This window comes from Chryseobacterium sp. SIMBA_038, from assembly GCF_046535115.1.
Taxonomy (GTDB): domain Bacteria; phylum Bacteroidota; class Bacteroidia; order Flavobacteriales; family Weeksellaceae; genus Chryseobacterium.
The window spans coordinates 240579-262816 of record NZ_JAWRXH010000006.1; the positions used below are offsets into that span (position 1 = coordinate 240579).

At 33.5% G+C, this 22238-nt stretch carries 19 protein-coding genes; 7 read left to right on the forward strand and 12 right to left on the reverse strand.

The annotated features are described in order from the left end of the window. Nucleotides 1-21: 21 nt before the first annotated feature. A complete protein-coding gene (locus SB689_RS17355) occupies nucleotides 22-528 on the reverse strand; it encodes a DUF6438 domain-containing protein (protein WP_410693367.1) in 507 nt (168 codons plus the stop codon). A gap of 190 nt (nucleotides 529-718) precedes the next feature. Here SB689_RS17355 and SB689_RS17360 point away from each other — a divergent pair, with 190 nt between their 5' ends. From SB689_RS17360 to SB689_RS17375, 4 genes are all read left to right on the forward strand, one after another. Further along, entirely contained in the window at nucleotides 719-1891 is a 1173-nt protein-coding gene (locus SB689_RS17360) for a hypothetical protein (protein WP_410693368.1), read from the forward strand. Nucleotides 1892-1910: 19 nt separating this feature from the next. Then, nucleotides 1911-3722 (forward strand): 3-coathanger stack domain-containing protein, encoded by a 1812-nt coding sequence (locus tag SB689_RS17365; protein WP_410693369.1) that lies wholly within the window; start codon nucleotides 1911-1913, stop codon nucleotides 3720-3722. Nucleotides 3723-3803: 81 nt separating this feature from the next. Then, nucleotides 3804-4958 carry a hypothetical protein gene (locus SB689_RS17370; RefSeq protein ID WP_410693370.1) on the forward strand — a complete coding sequence of 385 codons (1155 nt, stop codon included), beginning with the start codon at nucleotides 3804-3806 and terminating at the stop codon, nucleotides 4956-4958. A gap of 21 nt (nucleotides 4959-4979) precedes the next feature. Next, nucleotides 4980-6692: a T9SS type A sorting domain-containing protein gene (locus tag SB689_RS17375; RefSeq protein ID WP_410693371.1), complete on the forward strand. Its 1713-nt coding sequence runs from the start codon at nucleotides 4980-4982 to the stop codon at nucleotides 6690-6692. A 72-nt stretch (nucleotides 6693-6764) separates the two neighbouring features. On the opposite strand, the gene obgE is transcribed toward SB689_RS17375, so the two are convergent. The 3 genes from obgE to hpt all read right to left on the reverse strand — a co-directional run bounded on the left by obgE (nucleotide 6765) and on the right by hpt (nucleotide 9116). Continuing rightward, nucleotides 6765-7748, reverse strand: a complete 984-nt coding sequence (gene obgE / locus SB689_RS17380; protein ID WP_410693372.1) for a GTPase ObgE — start codon at nucleotides 7746-7748, stop codon at nucleotides 6765-6767. Nucleotides 7749-7828: 80 nt separating this feature from the next. Further along, complete coding sequence (locus SB689_RS17385; RefSeq protein WP_410693373.1) at nucleotides 7829-8407, reverse strand: adenylate kinase; 579 nt, start codon at nucleotides 8405-8407, stop codon at nucleotides 7829-7831. A 154-nt stretch (nucleotides 8408-8561) separates the two neighbouring features. Further along, complete coding sequence (gene hpt / locus SB689_RS17390; RefSeq protein WP_066751064.1) at nucleotides 8562-9116, reverse strand: hypoxanthine phosphoribosyltransferase; 555 nt, start codon at nucleotides 9114-9116, stop codon at nucleotides 8562-8564. Between the two features lie 560 nt (nucleotides 9117-9676). Here hpt and SB689_RS17395 point away from each other — a divergent pair. Then, entirely contained in the window at nucleotides 9677-11266 is a 1590-nt protein-coding gene (locus tag SB689_RS17395) for an ABC-F family ATP-binding cassette domain-containing protein (RefSeq protein WP_410693374.1), read from the forward strand. Nucleotides 11267-11367: 101 nt separating this feature from the next. Here the strand turns inward: SB689_RS17395 and SB689_RS17400 are convergent, their stop codons facing one another. From SB689_RS17400 to SB689_RS17420, 5 genes are read right to left on the reverse strand one after another with little or no spacing between them, the layout of a single operon-like run. Beyond that, nucleotides 11368-11769 carry a hypothetical protein gene (locus SB689_RS17400; RefSeq protein ID WP_410693375.1) on the reverse strand — a complete coding sequence of 134 codons (402 nt, stop codon included), beginning with the start codon at nucleotides 11767-11769 and terminating at the stop codon, nucleotides 11368-11370. A 23-nt stretch (nucleotides 11770-11792) separates the two neighbouring features. Further along, nucleotides 11793-12728, reverse strand: coding sequence for an alpha/beta fold hydrolase (locus SB689_RS17405; protein WP_410693376.1), 936 nt, complete (start codon nucleotides 12726-12728; stop codon nucleotides 11793-11795). 48 nt (nucleotides 12729-12776) lie between these two features. Further along, nucleotides 12777-13076: a type II toxin-antitoxin system RelE/ParE family toxin gene (locus tag SB689_RS17410; protein WP_410693377.1), complete on the reverse strand. Its 300-nt coding sequence runs from the start codon at nucleotides 13074-13076 to the stop codon at nucleotides 12777-12779. Continuing rightward, a complete protein-coding gene (locus tag SB689_RS17415) occupies nucleotides 13077-13325 on the reverse strand; it encodes a type II toxin-antitoxin system ParD family antitoxin (protein ID WP_410693378.1) in 249 nt (82 codons plus the stop codon). Nucleotides 13326-13373: 48 nt separating this feature from the next. Beyond that, nucleotides 13374-14345 (reverse strand): hypothetical protein, encoded by a 972-nt coding sequence (locus SB689_RS17420; RefSeq protein ID WP_410693379.1) that lies wholly within the window; start codon nucleotides 14343-14345, stop codon nucleotides 13374-13376. 169 nt (nucleotides 14346-14514) lie between these two features. Here SB689_RS17420 and SB689_RS17425 point away from each other — a divergent pair, with 169 nt between their 5' ends. Beyond that, nucleotides 14515-15801 (forward strand): adenylosuccinate synthase, encoded by a 1287-nt coding sequence (locus SB689_RS17425; RefSeq protein WP_066751055.1) that lies wholly within the window; start codon nucleotides 14515-14517, stop codon nucleotides 15799-15801. 285 nt (nucleotides 15802-16086) lie between these two features. Here SB689_RS17425 and SB689_RS17430 read toward each other — a convergent pair whose 3' ends face one another. From SB689_RS17430 to SB689_RS17440, 3 genes are all read right to left on the reverse strand, one after another. Then, a complete protein-coding gene (locus SB689_RS17430) occupies nucleotides 16087-16920 on the reverse strand; it encodes an N-acetylmuramidase domain-containing protein (RefSeq protein WP_410693380.1) in 834 nt (277 codons plus the stop codon). Between the two features lie 252 nt (nucleotides 16921-17172). Continuing rightward, on the reverse strand, nucleotides 17173-19023 hold the full coding sequence (locus tag SB689_RS17435) for a hypothetical protein (RefSeq protein WP_410693381.1): 1851 nt from the start codon (nucleotides 19021-19023) through the stop codon (nucleotides 17173-17175). Between the two features lie 216 nt (nucleotides 19024-19239). Beyond that, nucleotides 19240-20841: a hypothetical protein gene (locus tag SB689_RS17440; RefSeq protein ID WP_410693382.1), complete on the reverse strand. Its 1602-nt coding sequence runs from the start codon at nucleotides 20839-20841 to the stop codon at nucleotides 19240-19242. Between the two features lie 388 nt (nucleotides 20842-21229). Between SB689_RS17440 and SB689_RS17445 the strand changes: the two genes are divergently transcribed. After that, nucleotides 21230-22072, forward strand: coding sequence for an energy transducer TonB (locus SB689_RS17445; RefSeq protein WP_410693383.1), 843 nt, complete (start codon nucleotides 21230-21232; stop codon nucleotides 22070-22072). Nucleotides 22073-22238: the final 166 nt, after the last annotated feature.

The window sequence follows — 22238 nt, forward strand, 5'->3', positions numbered from 1 at the left end:
GTTTAAATATTTTTAAGTATATTACTTGACTTTGGTCCATTGCTGATTAAGTTTTAAATCTTCAAAAAACTTGTAAACTTCGATCAGTTTTTCGCTTCCTCTTTTCCCATAGTCTTCTACTTTTTTTGAAGTACCATCGGCAAAATTTACAGTTAAATTAGAGCTTGAAAGATCGGATACGTTTTTTTGTCCATAGTTTTCATTTAAATTTTTAACATCTAAACCATTTAATAGAGAAACTAATTTATTGTAATCTGCTTCTTTAATTGTTGCTTTAAAAGTTCCTTCACGCGGCTTTGAAAACTCATCTTTTGAAGGTGTTTTTGTAAAATTAAAATGCTCAGCTTCTAAAACTGCGGTTCTGTCAGGATTGATCGTCATTGAGTAAACCGGACAAAATCCGAAACAAGGTGTCGTTTTATATTCAATTGTAGAATATTGTGATTTGCTATTTTGATCATTTTTCACATTTTGAGAATTGCACGAAAATAATACAACAAATGCAAAAAGACCTAGTAAATATTTCATAGTTTAAATTTGATTGGAGTCTCTCAATAATTGTTCCAAAATAAATGTTTATTTAAAAATTAATCAATTGTTTATTTTGAATTAAAATTATTCTAATAATATTGAAAAAATGTAAATAAATTCAATAATTACATAAGGTTATTCTAATATAAGTGATATATATTTGGTATGAAAACAAATATTATAACTCATGAAAAAAACGATCATCTTATTGGCAGCAGTTTTAGGTCTGACTGCAAATGCACAATCATGGAATCTTACGGGAAATGCAGGAACAACTGCTACAGATTTTATTGGAACAACTGATGCCCAACCTTTGATTTTTAAAACAAATAATGCTGAAAAGATGAAGATCAACCCTGATGGGAGATTTATATTTTTTAACGTAAACACACCGGGGCAGCTTTGGGATAAAAATCTATTTTTTGGTGGCGGAATAGATAATGCAACAACTTTTAATAATGCAGTATTCGGAATGGGAGCATTTACGCAAAATACTGTCGGTGGAGGTAATACAGCGCTTGGAACCAATTCAATGTCATTGATGACAAGTGGAGAGATAAATGTATCTGTAGGTTTTAATTCGATGAGAAATACACAGGGTGGGTCTTCGAATGTAGCGGTAGGAATGAATTCATTAGAATATTTCCAGAACGGAAATGGGAATGTAGGAGTAGGAACTTCGGCACTGGGATCCGGAAGCTTGGTAGGAGATTCTAACGTAGCGGTCGGATTAAGCGCTTTAAGATACCTTAACAGTGGAAGCTCAAATGTTGTATTGGGAGCAGAGTCATTCAGAGCAATAAGTAAAGGTTCTAATAACATTAATGTAGGTTTTTCTAATGCCAGATATATAACTTCAGGAAGTAATAATATTTTTATTGGAAGTAATATAAATCCTTATAATACAACTTCTCCTAATAATGAGCTGAATATCGGAAATTGGATCGTAGGAAATAATGGAACAATAGGTATCGGTACTTTTACAACTCAGCTACCCGCTGATGGTATTGCGCCAGATGGTGAAAAGTATAAGCTTTTCGTAAAAGACGGTATCAGAACCGAAAAAGTAAAAGTAGATATTGCAGCTAGCAACGGATGGGCAGATTATGTTTTTGAAAAAGATTATAAGTTGATGTCATTGAATGATTTGAGTCAATTCATCAATAAAAATGGTCATTTACCGGAAGTTCCAACCACAAAAGAAGCAATCGAAAATGGTATTGAATTAAAAGAAATGAATATCCTTTTGCTAAAAAAAGTTGAGGAATTAACTCTTCACTTGATTCAACAAAATAAAGAATTGGTATCCCAAAAAGAAGAAATTCAAGCATTGAAAAAAGAAATAAGATCTTCAAATTAATTTTTTAAAACTTAAAATTATGAAGACAAAAATTTCTTTTATAGCATTTCTTATAGCTTTGAGCACAAACTTTTTGTCTGCTCAGCATGAGAATGATAATTGGCTGTTTGGTAACAGCAAATGGCGTTTTGATAATACTGCACCTAATGGTTTTACGCATACTACGAACGTAACTCCGGCTATAAGATATACAAGTTCTGTGATCAGTGATAAGAATACAGGAGAGCTACTTTTTTCTTGCAACGGATATAGTGTCTATAACAAAAATGGCGTTATAATGGATAATGGGAACGAAATGTTTGGAGCATCTAATACAACCTATCAGTATCAGTCATTTGGGAATCCATCAGATCAATCCTCAATTATACTTCCTGTTCCTGGTTCGGGATCATTGTATTATGTATTTTATATTAATGGAAACAGGTATATGAATGATCAAATCTATGTGCAGGCTCTCAATCCTACCACTAATTACGGTCTTAGATATGCCATTGTTGATATGTCTTTGAATGGCGGTTTGGGTAAAGTGATTTCAAAAAACAATATACTGTTTACTAATTCTGGAACTAATGCCCTTACCTCCACATTTGCGAGCGATGGAAGTTCTTATTGGATTGTAACGGCTAATAACGGCAATTATCTATCCTATAAACTGGATTCAAATGGGTTGAATACAGCTCCTGTGGTAAGCCCCGGAGTGAATTTGGGTTCATTTATTAAAATTTCACCTAATGCTAAAAAACTTTTAACACGAGAATACAAAAGTGTTTGGCTTTATGATTTTAACAATACAACAGGAAGTGTGACGAGTCCTTTTAATATTATTCCTAATGATAACTTTGCAGGATATTATGATGATGATAGTGGTGGGCCAAACAGTGCAGAATTTTCTCCGGACAGTAATATTGTATACTTTATTAGTGCAGGGGCTAATCTTTGTTTATATCCTACGTGTATTGGTAATATTAGCTGGTCTGGTTTATCAATGTACAATATCAGTACAGCAAGTTTAGTAGGAGTTGAAAATACATCGATTCATTATAAATTTTCATTGAATGGATTAACTGTCGGAATGCAACGTGCAAAAAATGGTAAAATATATTTAATATATAATGCTCTACTTAATGATACTGAAGGATATGGGTATAAGGAAGTAATATTTGGAAATACGATTCCTAATACCTCAAATTTTATATCTTATGATTGGGGAGTCATTAATACTCCAAATGTATGGAGCCCTGCAGTAAGCCCTTTAACTACGATAACACCACAAAAAGGAACTCGAAACGGATTTTCTTTTCCTCAGTTAATCCCAACTTCTGATGGATCAAATCCTTGTCCCGACGTTTTATATATTACAACACCGGTAACATCTTCTCAGGTTTTTCAGGCTGGAAAATCAATTTTTGCATCTTCAACAATAAATGATAATCTGAGTGTAGAATATAAGGCTGGCCTAAATGTTAATTTAAATCCGGGCTTCTTTGTGAAAGGGGATTTAAGAGGAAATTTTAAAGCATATATTAGGCCGTGTACAATTGCTAGTTTCAATAATGTAGGGCCAAACAATATTGAACCAACTTTTGCTAAGACAAGTACTATTGTAGCTTCAGAAGTTAAAATTTATCCAAATCCGGCCTCTACAGTTGTGAAAATAGATGCTGGTAAAAATAAATTAATGGGTTGGACGCTTTATGATCTTTCAGGTAAAAATATTTTGAATGGAAATGATCTTAGTGTTCCTGTTGAAAATCTTCCAAAATCAGCTTATTTATTAATGATTAAGCTTGATAACGGAACTACAGTTACCAAGAAAATTATTGTTCAGTAAAACACATTAATAATCAAGGAGAGAGATTTTTTCTTTCTCCTTTTTTAATCTATAATAATTCATAAAACTAATTTTTTAATCATGAAAAAAACTCTCATTCTACTTGCTGCTGTTTTAGGTTTACAAGCAAATGCACAATCATGGAATCTTACAGGGAATCCGGGAACGAATCCAACTACTAATTTTTTAGGAACTACAGATAATCAGCCTTTGATTTTTAAAACGAATAATGCGGAAAAATTTCGAATTACGGAAGGAAATAAAATAGTAGTTCAAGGTATCTCTACCATAGGTTCAGTTTGGGATAAAAATCTTTTTTTCGCAGGTGGTAATGATGCTACAACAGGAGTACTTAATACTGTTTTTGGATTTGGAGCTCTTACGCTAAATACAATTGGAGCTTCAAATACTGCTATTGGAGCTAATAGCATATCCTCTATGACAAATGGAAGTTATAATGTGGCAATTGGAGTGAATTCACTAAGATTATCTACTATTGGTGATTTAAATGTTGCTGTAGGTATGAAATCAATGGAAGGATTGGGAGAATATGTAGAAAATACTGCTATTGGTTATGCTTCATTAGCAAGAGAAAACACTATGGCTGGAGACAAGATCTCTTATAATACAGCTTTAGGAAGTAGAACGATGGCTTATTTAAAAAATGGGCAAAATAATATTGCTATTGGCTATAATGCTATGAAACTGATGAATTCAGGGAATAGCAATATTGCAATTGGTAACAATAGTGGTTATTCCCTTAGCAGCGGGAATGGGAATATACTTATCGGAGATAACGTAAATGCTAAAACTGCCACTTCAAACAATGAATTAAACATAGGGAATTGGATCATCGGGAACAATGGAACAATCGGTATCGGACAGTTTACGAATCAATTACCTGCAGATGGAATTTCATCTGACGGAGAAAGATATAAACTTTTTGTAAAAGACGGTATAAGAACCGAAAAAGTAAAAGTAGACATTGCAGCAAGCAACGGATGGGCAGATTATGTTTTTGAAAAAGATTATAAGCTGATGTCATTGAATGAGCTTAGCCAGTTCATCAATAAAAATGGCCATTTACCTGAAGTTCCTACCACAAAAGAAGCGATCGAAAATGGGATAGAATTAAAAGAAATGAATATCCTTCTTTTAAAGAAAATTGAAGAGCTTACGCTTCATGCAATCGAACAACAAAAACGCATTGAGGTTTTAGAAAAGAAAATGAAATAATGAGCTGTAAAAATTAAACATATGAAAAAATTATATATAACATTCATATTAGCTCTGCCGTTATTTTTGTTTTCTCAGGGAGAAAATGACAATTGGTATTTTGGAGCTTTTGCCGGTATCAATTTTTCGGGAAGTACTCCTACGGTATTATACGACAGCCAGGCAGTTACAAATCTGGCAAGTGCATCTGTGAGTGACAGTAGTGGGAAATTATTGTTTTACACGAATGGTTTGGAGGTTTTCAATAGAGAGCATCAGCTGATGCCCAATGGAAGTGGACTTAATCAAGAGTGTACTTATCAGATATCTATAGTTAAACATCCTACGAACCCTAATTTGTACTATATAATTAGTGGAGGTGTGGTTTTATCAGGAACTTTTAAAGCACGCTATACTGTGGTTGATATGTCTCAGGGAAGTTTAGGATCCAATGGCTTGCCATTAGGAGATGTTCTGGCCAATTCTACAGGTTTGCCAATGCTGGATCAATTTGGAAATGATTTTACAACAGCAAAAGGAGTAACTGTTGTACCTCACGCTAATAACTCTGCTTATTGGGTACTGATTCAGGACGGCACAAATCTGTATAGCTATTTATTAGACAGTAATGGTTTATCGAATACTCCGGTTGTGAGTAGCTTGGGAGCAACCACAGCACCGTCGAGCTTTTCACATTATGCTTATATTAAGGCATCAGAAAAGATTAGTTCTTGTAATAAGTTTTCCAATTATATAAGCGTCACTAGTCAGGATATCAATAACAATTATAATGAAGGTCGAATTTATTCTTTTGATAATAATACTGGGCATTTTACCAATGACTATTATCTTGTGATAGCTAATTTAGGCCCCATTTATACAGAGTTTAATAAAAATTCGGAAATTTTATATGTTGCAGCCTTAGATTTTGTTAAAAACGATGCTCCTATTTATGCGATTGATCTAGTGAATTCAACAAATACTAATCTCGTTTATAATAATGTAACACAGTTCCAGATACCCAACAATTATTTCGAAGGTATGCAACGAAATACAAAAGGTGATATTTATGTAAAATTTGGGTACAATGATTATATTTCAAAAATTATTAATCCTGATGTATTTGGAGGAAGCAGTTTAGATTGGGCAAACTTATACTTATTGCCGGGAATTGCAAGATCATTTCCACAATTAGTACCTAGTCTTAATGGAAATGAAGGTGGTGGAAATTGTGTTTCAAACATCACACTTCAGACCCCTGAAACCAACTTCATTTATACTTATCAGGCGGGAAATACGATCACAACGAAAGATAATTATATCATTGATAAAGGACGCGATATCACGATGAAAGCAGGGAATTATGTTAACCTTCTTCCGGGAACAGACATAAAACCGGGATCGAAATATCTTGCAACAATTGAAAGCTGCGAAATTCCATGTAACCCTGAAGCTTTGGGGAAAAAGAATGTTGAAAAAAACAATATGTTCTTGGATTTAAGGAAAAAAGAATCTAAAACTAACATGATAATTAATAACATCATTGATGTTTATCCAAATCCTGTTTCAGATTTCTTAACTATAAAATCAAGTGCAAAAATTGAAAAAGTAGAGATATTTGATATTTCAGGCAAGAAAATAAATATAGTATTGAGTGATAATAAAATAGATGTAAGAAGTATTCCATCAGGATCTTACATTGTTATTATTGAAACAAAAGAAGGAAAAACAACTAAGAAATTTATTAAAAAATAATAAGTTTAAGTTGTAATGAAAAAGGATAAACAGCAATGTTTATCCTTTTTTTATATTGTATAAGATATTTTCTTAACCGTGCAACTGCTTCCAGATCGCATCTTTCAATTCCATAAGACCTTCTCCCGTAACTCCTGAGAAAAATAAAGGTTTTTTATTTTCAGGGAATTCTGCAGAGATCTCTTTTCTAAGCTCTTCATCCACAAGATCGGATTTTGAGATAGAAATGATGAAATCTTTATCTAGTAATTCAGGGTTGTATTCCTGTAATTCATTTTCCAAGATTTTAAACTCTTGAAAATGACTTTCAGAATCTGCCGGAATAAGGAATAATAAGATCGAGTTTCTTTCAATATGTCTCAGGAAACGGTGACCAAGACCTTTTCCTTCCGCTGCACCTTCAATAATTCCCGGAATATCAGCCATTACAAAAGATTTGTAATTTCTGTAGTCTACGATTCCTAAATTGGGAGTTAAAGTCGTAAATGCATAATTGGCGATTTTCGGTTTAGCCGCAGAAACAGATGATAAAAGAGTTGATTTTCCTGCATTAGGGAAACCTACCAATCCAACATCAGCTAAGATTTTAAGTTCGAAAACAATGAAACCTTCCTGACCGTCCATTCCCGGTTGTGCAAATCTAGGCGTTTGGTTGGTAGAAGATTTGAAATGTTCGTTTCCTTTTCCACCTTTTCCACCTTCCATCAGGATGATTTCCTGACCGTCTTCCAGGATTTCGCCAACGATTTCTCCGTCTTCATTTTTAGCAATAGTTCCGATAGGTACATTGATGTAAATATCTTCTCCGTAAGCTCCTGTAAGCTGGTTTTTAGCTCCATTCTGACCACGTTCTGCCTTTATGTGACGCGTGTATCGAAGAGGTAGTAAAGTCCATTCATGAGCATTTCCTTTCATGATAACGTGACCACCACGTCCTCCGTCTCCACCATCAGGTCCTCCTTTCGGAATATATTTTTCACGACGAAGATGGGCAGAACCTGCGCCACCATGACCGCTTTTACAATGAATCTTTACGTAATCTACAAAATTTGACATAATTCTTTTAGGGTTTAGGCTTCAGGGATTAGGGAATAGATTTGAGCAATGCTAAATCCGAATCCCTAAATTCTAAATCCTTATTTTATTTTTTCTACTTCAGCAAAGAGCTTTTCAGAGATTTCGTTGATCTCGCCAACTCCGTTTACCTCCACATATTTTCCTTGCTGCTTATACAATTCAGCTACTTCAGCTGTTTTTGCATAATATTCTTTAATTCTGTTTTCGATGATCTCTACATTGCTGTCATCGGTTCTTCCGCTTGTTTCACCTCTTTTCAGCAATCTTTCAACCAAAATAGTATCTTCTACGATTAATGAAAGACAAACATCGATGTTGTCATTCAATTCATCTTTTACGATTTTTTCCAAAGCTTCTGTCTGAACTGCAGTTCTCGGATATCCGTCGAAAATAAATCCTGCAGCATCCGTTGGTTTTCTCAATTCGTCAATCAGCATATCGATCGTTACCTGATCCGGAACCAATTCTCCTTTATCAATGTAAGACTTTGCCAGTTTCCCAAGGTCAGTATCATTTTTCATGTTGAATCTGAAAAGGTCACCTGTTGAGATTTGTTTTAAATTAAATTTCTCGATCAGATTCTGAGCTTGAGTTCCTTTTCCACTTCCTGGAGGGCCGAACAGAACAATGTTTATCATAATGTTGAAGCGCTTTTGGCAGTTTGCAATTGGCTTTTGGCTTTTACCATTAGCTTATTTGCTTTTAGCCTTTAGCATTTTTAAGTTATTATTAAATTTATTTCTTTATTTTACTTTTTTAGGCTAAAAGCTATCAGCTAATAGCCAACAGCGTTTAATGGTTGATTTGTCCGTCAGATAACTGATATAAATTCGGAAGGTTTCTTCCTAATTCATCATAATCTAAACCATAACCAAGAACAAATTTGTTCGGAATTTCTTTTCCGATATAATCTAATTTGAAATCTTTTTTATAAACTTCCGGTTTCAATAAGAAAGAAGCGATTTTTACAGATTTTGGACGCTGTGTTTCGCTAAAATATTTGAAAAGGCTTTCAACTGTATTTCCTGTGTCTACGATGTCCTCTACAAGGATGATGTGACGGTCTTTTACGTCTTTCGTTAATTCCATTTTCTGGTAAACGATTCCTGTAGATTCTGTTCCTGCGTAAGAACTCATTTGGATGAAAGCAATCTCGCATTCACCGGGATAATGCTTCAAAAGGTCTGAGAAGAACATGATAACTCCGTTCAAAACACCAATGAAAACAGGAACTTCGTCCTTGTAATCTTCATAAATTTTTAAAGCTGTTGCTTTTACGATCTCCTGAATTTCGGCGTCCTCCAGATAAGGAACAAAAGTTTTGTCGTGAACTTTAATACTTTCCATAAAATTTTTAGTAGTTTGCAAAGTTACGGATTTTTGATGAAAGTTTTTAGCGTTTAAGACTAAGAGTGTTTTAAGCTTTAAGAGTTGATGATTTTATACTGTAATGTTATTTTGAATGGAGAAAAAGTGTGAAGAAGAATCTGTTTTGCAGTATTTTTCATAATGATTTTCCAATCTCTTTGTCATTCTGAAAGGATCTAAACAACATTTTTAGAATTGTAATATGGAAAGATGCGTGTCTAGATCCTTTCAGGATGACAAACTTTCTGAATGTTTCGAGATGCTGAAATGGCGACAAATACCCTAGCCCCGATTGAGTGAAAATCCTTTTTTGAAAAAAAAGATTGCAACGGAAAGCGGGAAATAGCTCCTGAAAATAAGTAATGAATAATGGGCAATGAGTAATAGAAAACTGTTTAAAATAAAAGAATATTTTAAAATTTCTTATCTTTGCGACTCACAAACCCAGAAAACGATAATGTAGGATATAATTTCTTTCAGATTTAATTGAACAATAACGAAAATGTTATTGAAGTTTAACCTTAATTAAGAAAGAAATCATGCTTTTTCTACACAATATATCTTTTGGGTTTCCTGCGGGGAATCTGCTTTTTAATTCTATAAACTTAACGATACAATCAAATACAAAATCGGCTTTGGTCGGAAGTAACGGCATGGGAAAATCTACCTTGCTGAAAATTATTGCGAATGAAATTGAACCTTTGGAAGGAAGCGTCAATATTCAGGGGGATATTTTCTATGTTCCGCAGATGTTTGGGAATTTTAATCATTTGACGATTGCCGAATGCCTAAAAATCGACAAAAAATTACATGCGCTTCAAAAAATAACGAATGGGGAAGTGGATGAAATGTATTTTGAAACTTTAAATGATGATTGGGATATTGAAGAACGCTCTCAAATCGCTTTACAACACTGGAAACTTGAAAATTTAGATGTAAATCAAACATTGGAAAGCCTGAGTGGCGGACAAAAAACGAAAATTTTTCTTGCGGGAATTCAGATCAATCAACCTGAAATTATTTTATTGGATGAACCAACGAATCATCTCGACTTGGAAGGCAGAAATCTGTTGTATGAGCTTATTGAAAAGGCAAATTCAACAGTTGTGATCGTCAGTCACGACCGAACTTTATTGAATTTGGTTGATACGATTTTTGAATTAAGCAATCAGGGAATTTCGACTTATGGCGGAAATTACGATTTTTATTCCGAACAAAAAGAAATTGAAAATGAGGCGTTGCAAAACGATATTCATTCCAAAGAACGTGCGTTGAAAAAAGCAAAAGAAAAGGAACGTGAAACTTTGGAACGAAAGCAAAAACTCGATGCGCGAGGAAAAGGAAAGCAGGAAAAATCGGGTGTGGCGAGAATTATGATGAATACGTTGAGAAATAATGCAGAGAAAAATTCTTCAAAATTGAAAAGTATTCATGCAGAGAAAATCAATGATATTTCGGGTGATTTGCGGGATTTGCGTTCGTCTGTGAGAAATGCGGATCAGATGAAAGTGAATTTTAATGATTCAGAACTTCATTCTGGAAAGATTTTGATTTCGGCAGCGGAAATTAATTTTAAATATAATGACGAAAACCTTTGGCAGGAAAATCTCAATTTTGAAATCAGAAGTGGTGACAGAATTTCTATCAAAGGTTCGAACGGTTCGGGAAAAACGACTTTGATAAAGTTGTTGTTGGGGGATTTGAAACCGTCTGTCGGGCAAATTTCGAAGTCGGATTTTAACTCTATTTATATTGATCAGGAATATTCTTTGATTGATCGAGATTCAACGATTTACGATTTTGCTCAAAAGTTTAACGATAATTCATTGCAGGAATCTGAAGTGAAAACTTTGCTGTCAAGATTTTTATTCGGAAAAGAAACCTGGGATAAAATAGGTGATGTTCTGAGTGGCGGTGAGCGTCTGCGACTTCTTCTGTGTGGACTTTCCATCAGCAATAAAGCTCCTGATATGATTATTCTCGATGAACCAACGAATAATTTGGATCTTCAAAATGTAGAAATTCTAACCAATTCTATTAAAGATTATCATGGAACTTTGGTTGTGATTTCGCACGATGAGATTTTTTTGAGGGAGATTGGAATTGATAATGAGATTGTTTTAGGCTAATCGCATATTTTATGTTTATTGTCATCCTATGTTTGTAAAATATTAATTTAAGGAAACATAGGATGATAAAATTTAATAATTCCCATAAAACTGCATGGAAATTATTTTTGCTTTTCGACGTTTGTTACCCATAGATCTTTCTCGAGATTATATTTTTTTGCAATATTTATATTTGGGACTGTCCAACCGAAACTGGTTTGTTTTTTATCTGCAATTTTGAGATTATAAATGCTGTTTAGCTTAAAAAAGTTTTCGCCATAAGATTCAGGACAACTGACGATAACTGGTATTACTTTATCATGATAGTTTTTCATAGTTGTGGAAATAATTTCAAATTCCATAACTGTTGCAAAAGCAATATATCCACAATTTGGAGTTAGAGAAACATTATTAACTAGTTTTCCTGTTATTTCGTATTTGTTTCCTTTAATTCTAGTTCTTTGTGATGAATAATCAGAGCTTATTAAAATAAATGCTAATATGAATATATGTGTTGTTTTCATGAAGATTCAAATAAATTATTACATTATAAACGTTCCAAAATCCATTGATAAATATCATTAAGAATATCTTCTCTGATTTCTTCATTTAATATTTCATGGCGCATTTGAGGATGCAGTTTTACATTTACATCTTTAAAACCATCAATCTTTAAATTCTCAACAGTCTGTGTAACTCCTTTTCCAAAATCGCCTATAGGATCATTCTGTCCGCTAATAAATAGAAGAGGGAAGGACTTGGGAATTGTTTGTGCCCAATTTCTTGCCGTCGCTTTTTTATAAATACTGAATAACGCATAAAATGCATTGTTGGTGAAGGGAATTCCGCAAAGTTCATCCTGAGAAAAAGAATTTCTGTTGGCCGGATTCAAACTAAGCCAGCTTGTATCACTGAAATTTTTATCTTTTTTGAATTTCTGATTATTGACGATCGTAAAAAGATTGTTGAAAAAAGTACGTTTGTGAGGCGTTATTTTATTGGCTAACGAAAAATAAGTTGTCACTAAATTAATACCTGCCAAAGATCCTCCTGTTCCCGAAATAATAGCACCCGCAAATTGATTACCCATTCTTTGCAGCAAACAACGCGTAATAAAAGAACCCATTGAATGTCCAAGAATAAAATGAGGAACATCAGGATATTGATCAATCAGGTGTTTACTCATCTTTTCTGAATCTGTAATCAATCTTTCATCGGGATTATTAAGTTGAAAGAAACCAATATCTTTTTTGTCTTTTACCGATTTTCCGTGTCCTAAATGATCATAAGTCAATACCGCAAATCCTCGATTGGCAAAATATTCTGCAATTTCTGAATATCTGCCACTGTGTTCCTGCATCCCGTGAACGATTTGTAAGGTTGCTTTTACAGGAATTGTTTCAGGATAGAATAAAGTGTAAAAGAGTTGGGTTTGATCGTTTATGGTTGTAGATAGGTATCCTGATTTTTGTGATGGTTTCATGGGGTGGATTTTCAGGGAGTAATCAAATATACAGAATTAATGAATTTTCTATTCATCCAATCTTGATGAAATATCCATTTGCTGATGAAGAATTCTGATGATTTCAATTTCCTCATTTTTAAGATTGATTTTGTAAAATATAAAATGAGATTTCACCCTTGAACGAAAATATCCTTTTCTGATTTCATTATAATCTTTTCCGGATGTTGGATTCTCAGATAAATACTCAATTTCATTCATGAGCAAATCAAAATAATGATCTGCCTGTTGTACTGACCAAGTTTCAAAAGTATAGAGCCAAATTTTTTCTAGATCTTTTGACGCTTCTTTACTAATTTTATATTTCATTTACTCAGCAGAATGTTTTTGATGAAGATTTTTCAAAAATTCTTTACGGTCAAAATTTTCAACAAAACCAGATTTTTCACCTTTTTTTAATTCGTTGATTAATTCTGTTTTCTTAGATTCTTCATGTTCGAACATTCTTAAAGCTGTTCTTACAACTTCACTTGCGGAAGAGTATTTGCCAGACTTAATCTGTTGACTTATAAAGTTATCAAAATAATCTCCTAATAATATGGATGTGTTTTTTGCCATTTTTTAAATTTTAAATCAAATATACCAATTCTTGGTATTTTAACAAAACTATTTTTCCATTGGAATATTTTTTTCTTTACAATATTTTTCGATTTCAGAATCATTTAGAAAATATTTGTCACAAAATTCATTCAATTCTTTTTCAGCACCTGAAATATATTTTTCACTTGCTGTTAATAATTTTTCTGTTTGCTCTATAAAGTTTTCAAATTCTCTGTTTATTTTACAAAGTTTATCTATTGTTTTAAAATCAAGATCTCTGTAAACAGCAGGAAATAATATCTTACTTTGATATGGATTTGCATTCAATTCAATTATTCCAATACCAAAAGATTGATTTAATCTAGACATTTCTTCATGTAGGCTATCACTAAATTCAAAAGCTACTAAATATCCATAATTTGCCCAACTTGAATTTGATACAGCTTGAAAATATGCTTTTTTAAGTTCGCTGTCACTATTAATTTCTCTTTTAAGTTCATAAGAACTTAATTTAAATGTATCTACACGATTAATTGATTTAAGAAAATTTTGACTTGCTTTCGTTTGAAGATTAAGAAATTTTATTCCAACCATATCTGGATGAGTCCATATTTGATTACTATCTTTTCCATTTGATTGCTCATGAAAAATAGTTTTTGAAAATGTCTCGGTATTTTTTAAAAAACTACTTAAAAGTTTATGTAGATTCCTTTCTTCGTAAACTTTTGTCTTTATTTTAATCTCTTCCTTAATTATTACTGAGGAAATCTCTTCATCATTTAATATTTCATCTTCAATCTGCTGCTCATTTTTGGCTAAATAATAATAGTAGATTCCGTTAGATCTTTTAATTCTTTTAACTCTTGAATCTCCACTTCTTATATAATCTCCAAGTTGAGCAGAGATTGTTGCTCCAGGAGTTTTGCCCTTTAAAAATTCATAATAATTTTTTTCAACAATATGGTTTAATACTTCTACATTATAAACAGGAATTATTAAATCTTCAAGACTTTTTAAAATAGCTTCTTTTACTGTCATTAGTTTTTTGTAATATGTAATAATTGATTTCAAATATAATATAATTAAATGTCAAATTTTTAAGTTCAACCCCACAATTTCCATCCACCCAAAAATAAAATCCACCACAAATTTGGTCACCCTATTTTTTAAAAGTAATTTTGCATGAATCTAAAAACAAAAGTAAAATATGTCAACTTACGTAGTTGTAGGTCTTCAGTATGGAGATGAAGGTAAAGGAAAAATCACGGATGTTTTATCTGCAAAATCGGATTATGTTGTTCGTTTCCAAGGGGGAGACAACGCAGGTCACACGGTTTATGTAGGTGAGGAGAAATTTGTTTTACATCTTCTTCCTTCAGGAGTTTTGCAGTGTAAAGGTAAATGTATCATTGCCAATGGAGTAGTGGTAAATCCTAAATCTTTCATTAGAGAAGTAGGCCAGATCGAAAGCAAAGGCCTTAGAACAGACCACATTTTTATCAGCAGAAGAGCGCATGTGATCATGCCTTACCACATCCTTTTGGATACTTACCGTGAAGAAGAGCACGGAGGAACTCAGATCGGAACTACTAAAAAAGGAATCGGACCATGTTATGAAGATAAGATCGCAAGAATCGGTATCAGAATGGTAGACCTTTTAAATCCTGAGATCTTAAGAGATAAAATTGAGAAAAACTTAAAAGTTAAAAACTCTCTTTTCGAAAAATATTACGGAAAACCGACATTAGACGTTGAAGAAATTTACAACGAATTTTTAGAGATCGGAAAACAACTTCAAGACAGAATCGTTGATACTGAAGTTGAATTGAACGAGGCTATCAGAGATGGTAAAAACGTTTTATTCGAAGGTGCTCAGGCGTTGATGCTAGATATCGACTTCGGAACGTATCCATACGTAACTTCATCTTCTCCATCTACAGGAGGAGTTTGTACAGGAGCTGGTGTTCCGCCAACTTCACTTAAAAACCTGATCGGTGTTGCCAAAGCATATTGTACAAGAGTAGGAAACGGACCTTTCCCTTCTGAATTGGACAATGAATTAGGAGAAAGCATCAGACAAATCGGAGGTGAATTCGGAGCGACTACAGGAAGACCAAGAAGAACAGGTTGGTTAGACCTTGTTTCTTTAAAGCATGCTTGTATGATTAACGGAATCAATAACTTAGTAATTACGAAATTAGACGTTCTTACAGGAATCGAAAACCTTAAAATCGTAACTCATTACAAAACTGAAGACGGAAAAATCATCGATTATTTCACTTCTTCAACTGAAAAATTATACAACTACGAGCCGATCTACCAAGATCTACCGGGTTGGAACGAAGATCTTACACAAGTAAGAAGCTACGACGAACTTCCTGACAATGCTCAGAAATACATCGAGTTTATAGAAAAGTATTTAGGAATCAATGTTTACTTAGTTTCAGTAGGACCTGAAAGAAGTCAAAACATCATCAGAAAAGAACTATTCTAAGGAATATTTTAAATAAATAAAAAGAGACTGTCAATTTTGATGGTCTCTTTTTTTTGTGTCATTGCGAGGAGCGAAGCGACGAAGCAATCTCTAGCATAAATAAATCACAAAATCATCAGTTTAAATCCATAAAATTGTGGTCAAAAAACAAAAAAAATCTCCCACAAATTTCACAAATACAACAAACACAATCATCTGTGAAAATCTGTGAAATCCGTGGGAGAAAAAGTCATTCAACGCAAAGGGAACTTTAAAAATCAATGCGTCAAAATATAAATTGGTTAATCAGTTTTTAGAATATTTGGCATAAGCTTTCGCTAGTTTTTCATCATATTTATTCAATTTGTAACCTCCGCCATTATAACCTTTTGCAAAATTTGCCCAGCTTTTATTTCTCAAATGAACTAAAAGTCCGTTTTTCTCAAGAAATTTCCCGAAAGCTTTCAAATGCTCGCCTTCATTAATTTCCATTTTTGATACGAAGTTAGCAGTATCAACATATCCGAGATTTTTCGCATGAAAACCCATAATCTGGAAACTTCCCCAAGAAGCAGAAGATAACGCTGCATCTTTGAATTTAGGATCGTTTCCTAAAGTCATTGCTTCATTCAGTCTGTCGTATTCCTTCACGCCGCCTTGATAGTAGATTTTCGTCCATTTTGGATATAAAACATCTTTATGATTGGCGTTGTAAAAAGTATTTGGATCAATTCCTCTTTTTTTCAATTCGTTCCAGAAAATGTGTCCTTCAAATAAAATTTTAGGTTTATTATTGATTAAAAATCCTTTTCCGCTGCTTTCTATTTCGTTAACGGCTTTTACGGCTGCCAATTCAAGATCGTATTGATTAGCAAAAGTAATCAGGTCACTTTCTTTCAAAAATTTATCGGCTGAATTTGTCGGAGCTGGGGCTGAGTTCTTCTGAAGCAAAACTGTCCACGTTTTCATTCCGACAATTCCGTCCACGACTAAAGAATTTTTTCGTTGAAAATCCTTCACTGCGGTATCAACTTCCAGAGAAAAAGAATCTGAAATTTTGATGTTATATCCTTGTTTATAAAGAAGTTCACAAAGTGTAGTGACTTCTGGTGATTTTGTGTAATATTTTAAAAGTTTCATGGCTGTTAGTTTTTTAGTTATAAATGATAAACATAATCTGTGTATTTTATTGACATAGGAAGCTGTAGCGTTAAGAAAATTAAAAATTAATCCGTTAAAAAATTCCCACTGTTTGAAGCACGAGACAGATTTAGAGTCGAAAAACAAATGTTGATTTCATGCGAGTTTTGGGGATTTTAGGATTAAGTTTTAATTTTTAGCGAAAGATTCCAAGTCTTGAATTTTTGATTCTTTTGTTTCAAGACAAAAGAATTAATTTACAGGTACTTTCGGCATTCTCTCACAAATCATCCCAATTAAAAAGTATGATTTAAATTTCACTTCCTCTCTTTGGAGTTTGTAGTCTAAATTCAGAGGATTGACGTTTACGACGCTGAAATTTTGTTGTAAAACAGCGTAATCATCAACTCTCAGTTCAATGCTGTATTCTCCGATCGGAATCATTTGGTTGATCATTCCGATTTCGTTAGTTTCTATCTCGAAGATCCTGTTGCTATTCGTGCCTTTGATGGAAATAGCGCATTTGTAAATCGGATCATTGTTTATTTTGTCAAAAACCCTGAACTGTACCATTGCTGAAGTTGGCTGAACCTGAATGGGAACTCTTATCGGAACAAAAATTCCGGGAACTCGTATTGGCGTGGCGACAATTGGAGTGATAGGTTTTACCGGAGCCACAGGCTGAACCGGAGTGGCAATGTGCGGAGTAGGAGTGATTGGTCTTAAATTTCGAACGCCACCTAAAGCACTCATATTTACTCTACTGTTGAAAGCTATATTTGGATTCATTTTTGGAACTTCGGTCACTGTTTCAAGGACAGGTTTTGAAGCAAATTCCATTGTGGATATTTTTGCGTTTTCTGGCGTGTCAGTTTTTCTGGATAAAGTATTGAGCTGGTCAGATTTTATGGTTCTAACGTTCGTTACGGCTTTCAGGAATTTCTGATTGTTATTTTTGTTCACAAAAAGCTGTTGTTTCATGATCAACGGACCGAAATAAATCAGTTGATTAGGATTATTTACCGTATCATTCGTGATGGATGGATCTAAAATTATTTTTAAATTTTTAATCAACATCATTGTTTTCGGGAATGCTGGAAGCTTAAAATCATTGGAAATGGTCTGCCCGTCTGATATTTTTTTAGCTTCATTCCATTGAAAAAGAGTAGACATCATAAAATTTTTGTTGAACCAGTTTCTTTTTAAATGAACAAAAGAATATTCTAGTTCTACGGCCAGAATTACGCTTTCATCATAATCAATGGTAAGAATTTCTGATGGCAGATTTTCATTGGCGTTTTTTGCTTCGGAATGCAAATTATCAAGCTCGGATTTTTCAATTCTCATACTGTTCCAACCCGATTCATTTTCCATAAAATCATATGGAATAAAATTAATATCGTGAATGGAAGAATTGCTGATCACATCCGTTTTTTCTGCTGCAGTAAAGGTATTTTTTGCATTTTGAGCCATTGCAACATACAGATCTGCTTCAGAAGTTTTATTGATCTTTCCAAGTTCTTTTTCAATGAGATCTTTGAAGCCTTTTACTTTCCATTCAGAAAAGGCAAGCTCTTTTATATTATTGAGATTGAGTAATTGGTCATTCCAGTTCTTTTTTTCTTCATCAGTATCTAAACTGTCAAATATTTCCAAATGAGAAGTGATTTTGTCGACCGCCATTTCATGGTTGGTTAGATATTTTTTATAGGCTTTAAATTCTTTAGTATCATTATTTTTAGCATCATATAATATAATGCTTTTGCTTTCCAGAATTTTATCTAAGTTTTCCTCAATATTTTTCAGGTTACTCTTGTCCAGAATATCTCTGTAAATATCAAATAAAGAATTGTTCGGATTCAGATCCCAGAAATTTGAAGAAATTGGTACAGAATTCAGCTCATAAGCCACGTTTTGTTTTTTAATGATAGAAAGCGATTTTTTCTGATCATCATTTAGTAAACTTTGAGGCTTTAATAATTCCAGTTCTTCGTTTTCATACACTCTCAGAGAAGGGCAAATCATCGGGAGATCATTCTCCATCGAGCTTTGAGACGTGTAAATGTTTCTAAGCTTTTGATAGACGGCAACAAAGTATTTCATGGTAATTGGTTTTTGGTTAATAGTTTTTGGTTGCTGGTTTTCAGTTTAAATCTTTGAGAACTTTGCTGAGTAGAACGCCTTTGCGAACTTAAAAACAGTTAGTTTTTCAAAAAAATCTTTGCTTTCTTTGCGTTTAAAAAACTTAAAGATTAGTTAATAATTTTATAAATAACCGACAGAAAAAAGCTTCTGCCGGTTATTCTATTGAGAAGGATATTATGATTTACCGTCTGTCCAAACTTTGATATCTGGGTTTGGATTTGGAGATTTTGGAACTACATGACATTTATATCCGATAATATAGATACCGTTTGACTGTAGTTTTTTGCCGCTCCATTTTGCATCAGTTTGTGAGTTTTGGTTTTCGTAATCGTGACTTCCACCAAAAACGAATGGTCCGATTCCCACTGCCGCTCCAGAACTGATTTTTGTGCTTGCTGCTTTGTACGCTGTACTATTTTCACTGAAATCCAACATTACGTCTCTTGCGATGATCAATTCTGTAACGATCATTGGCATTAATCCTTTTCCTTTACCATCGCTGATGATGTCTCCGTTTAATGATTGTGGAGAAGTTTCGTGAAGTTTCCAGTATTTTGATTCTACAAACTCTTCGCTGAACCATCCTCTTTCTACTCTTACTTTTCCAAGTTTGAATGAAATTTTAAGGTTACTAAAATCTGTATTCATCGATGTTCTCGTAGTGTTTCCGCTATTTCTTGCTCCGATACTGAATAATCCCATGCTAAATCCTGCACCCGCGCTCCAGTTGTGAATTGTTTTAGAATAATCGCTGTGTGCACTTCCTTCATACATTGAAATTGTCGGCCAGTTTTTAGATTCTTTCAAAGCATTTGCTGAGATTGGAATAGATGGAGAATAATTAATATAATCGATCACTCTTGTTCTCTGGCTGTTTCTGAATTCTGACTGAAGACGTTTTTTGATGACCAACATGTGTTTTTCTTCAATTTCGCTCAAATAATTCTGAATTCTTTCAACCGCTTCTTTGTAACCTAGAGATTGCCATGCTTTTAACGCTGCATCTTCTCTTTTTTTCATGTTTTTACCGTCGATTGACAGTCTTGCCATTGCATCAGGATCGCCATTGTCGGCATCTGTTCTTATGGTATTGTTGGTTTCTACAACATCATAATATTTCATTTGATACTCAATATATTTAGAATACATAGGAGCTACAAAAGTTTGGTGTAATTCCGGCTTGTTTAAATCATCTACCGGAGCATTTTCATCAAAATCAGGATTTTTTACTACTTTGATTTTGAAAAGTTTGTCTCTTAATTTTTCAAGATTTTTTTCAACCTTAGGATCCATTGGAGTGTCTACAACTACAGACCATTGCATCAAATCTTCGTATACTTTTGATACTCTTTTTGATGAATCATTAAAAATAGTCATCTGTCTTCCATTTCCGCTTGGTGTAAGTGGCGGCAATTGAGATGGGATTGCGTCTACCATTGCAGAGAACTGCTCCATTTGAAGGTATTTACGGAACTTGCTGTCTTTCATTGCGTTTTGAAATTCCTCTAAATTAGTTTTAGGATTTCCGTTAGCATCTAAGATTGGTTTCCCTGTTCCGTCCAATAATGGTTTTGGAGCCGGAGCGTTTCCGAATAAACCGTTTAATGCATAATCAAAAGTGTCTTCTGTTAATGTAAGTCCGATTGGGTCGAATGCGATAAAGTCATTTGGACCAATTGAATCCGGATCTCCACCGTTGGTTACAGAATCGTAAACTTGTTTTAAAAGCATGCTCATTAATGAGTTTGATCTAGCTTCTTGAGTTAAAGTTGGCATAATTATAAGTTTTTAAATTTTTTCTTGCTTACTCTTTTCGGTTTTCAGCATTCCCCGATTTCTTATGGTACAAATGTATTTCGGGTTGAAGAAGAAAGTCTCAGTGTTTTTCCGATTTTGAGAGTGTGGTTTTTACTATTTTTTATTTTACGTTGAATTTTTTGAATTAAAATGAAGTTATCATTGAAAAATAAAAATCTTATACCTCTTATTTTTAGACTGTTATTATTTTTAGCATAGTTAAATTTTAAGATTGTTATAAAAATTTTCAAAATATTGCAGTTTTAACAATTTTTTGGCAAATATTTTGATATTGAAACAATGCTTATCGATAAGAGCTACTAAAACTAATAATCACCTTATATTAACAGTTTAAATATTTTAAGTGATGAAACACCTAAACACTAATCAGGAATTTCGCTTCAACGAGATCCTATTCGAGCATCGTAACAAAGAATATGGTGCTTATGCTTTAAGAAATGAATCAGACAGAATACTAACCAAAGCGCTTTTTATTGGAGTGAGTTTGTTGGCTGCGATTTCAATTACTCCATTAGCTATTTCGGCTTTCAAAACAGATGCGCCAACAGAACAGCCGCCTAGTATTCATGAATTTATCCCTATTGATATAGTAGAGACTCCTCCGGTAAAAGTTACGCCAGTTCAGCCTCCTGCTGTGGTTCCAGAAAAGGTGAAAACTTATGATGATAGATTACCAGATCCTAAAAAAGTTTTGACTAATGAAAAGAAAGATAATCCGGAAGATAGAGTGAATGCAGTTGCGGGCACTCAGACATCACCAGGAAAAGAGGTTACAACACCTGCTTATGTCCCAACAGCTCCAACAATTGGAACAGGACCTGTGATTAATACTGCTCCGCCAACAATTCCTCAACCTGTTGATAAAAACAAGATTCTTAGCGGTGGAGAGCTTGCTGTTGAAGCTAATTTTGAAGGTGGAATTAATACTTTCAGAAATAAAGTAATAAGCAATTTTGACGGTTCAGGATTTGAAAATCAAGATGTAATGAAAACTACCATTACTTTCATCGTAGAAACAAATGGAACTATCTCAGGAATTAAAGCTGATGGTAAAGACGCTAATTTCAATAGCGAAGCTATCAGAACTATTAAATCTATCAGAGGAAAATGGGTGCCTGGGAAAAATAAACAAGGTGAATCAGTAAGAAGTTATTTCAAATTTCCAATCTCAATGAAGTTTGATAATTAATATGATCATCCACAATTTGATATAATTTAAAAATCTTTGTGAACTTTGCTGAATAGAACGCCTTTGCGAATCTTAAAAGCATTAAGTAGTCTAGAAACCTTTGTGTGCTTTGCGTTAAAAATAACATTATTATTAAAAGCAGGCATTCAAAATTTTAAATACAAAT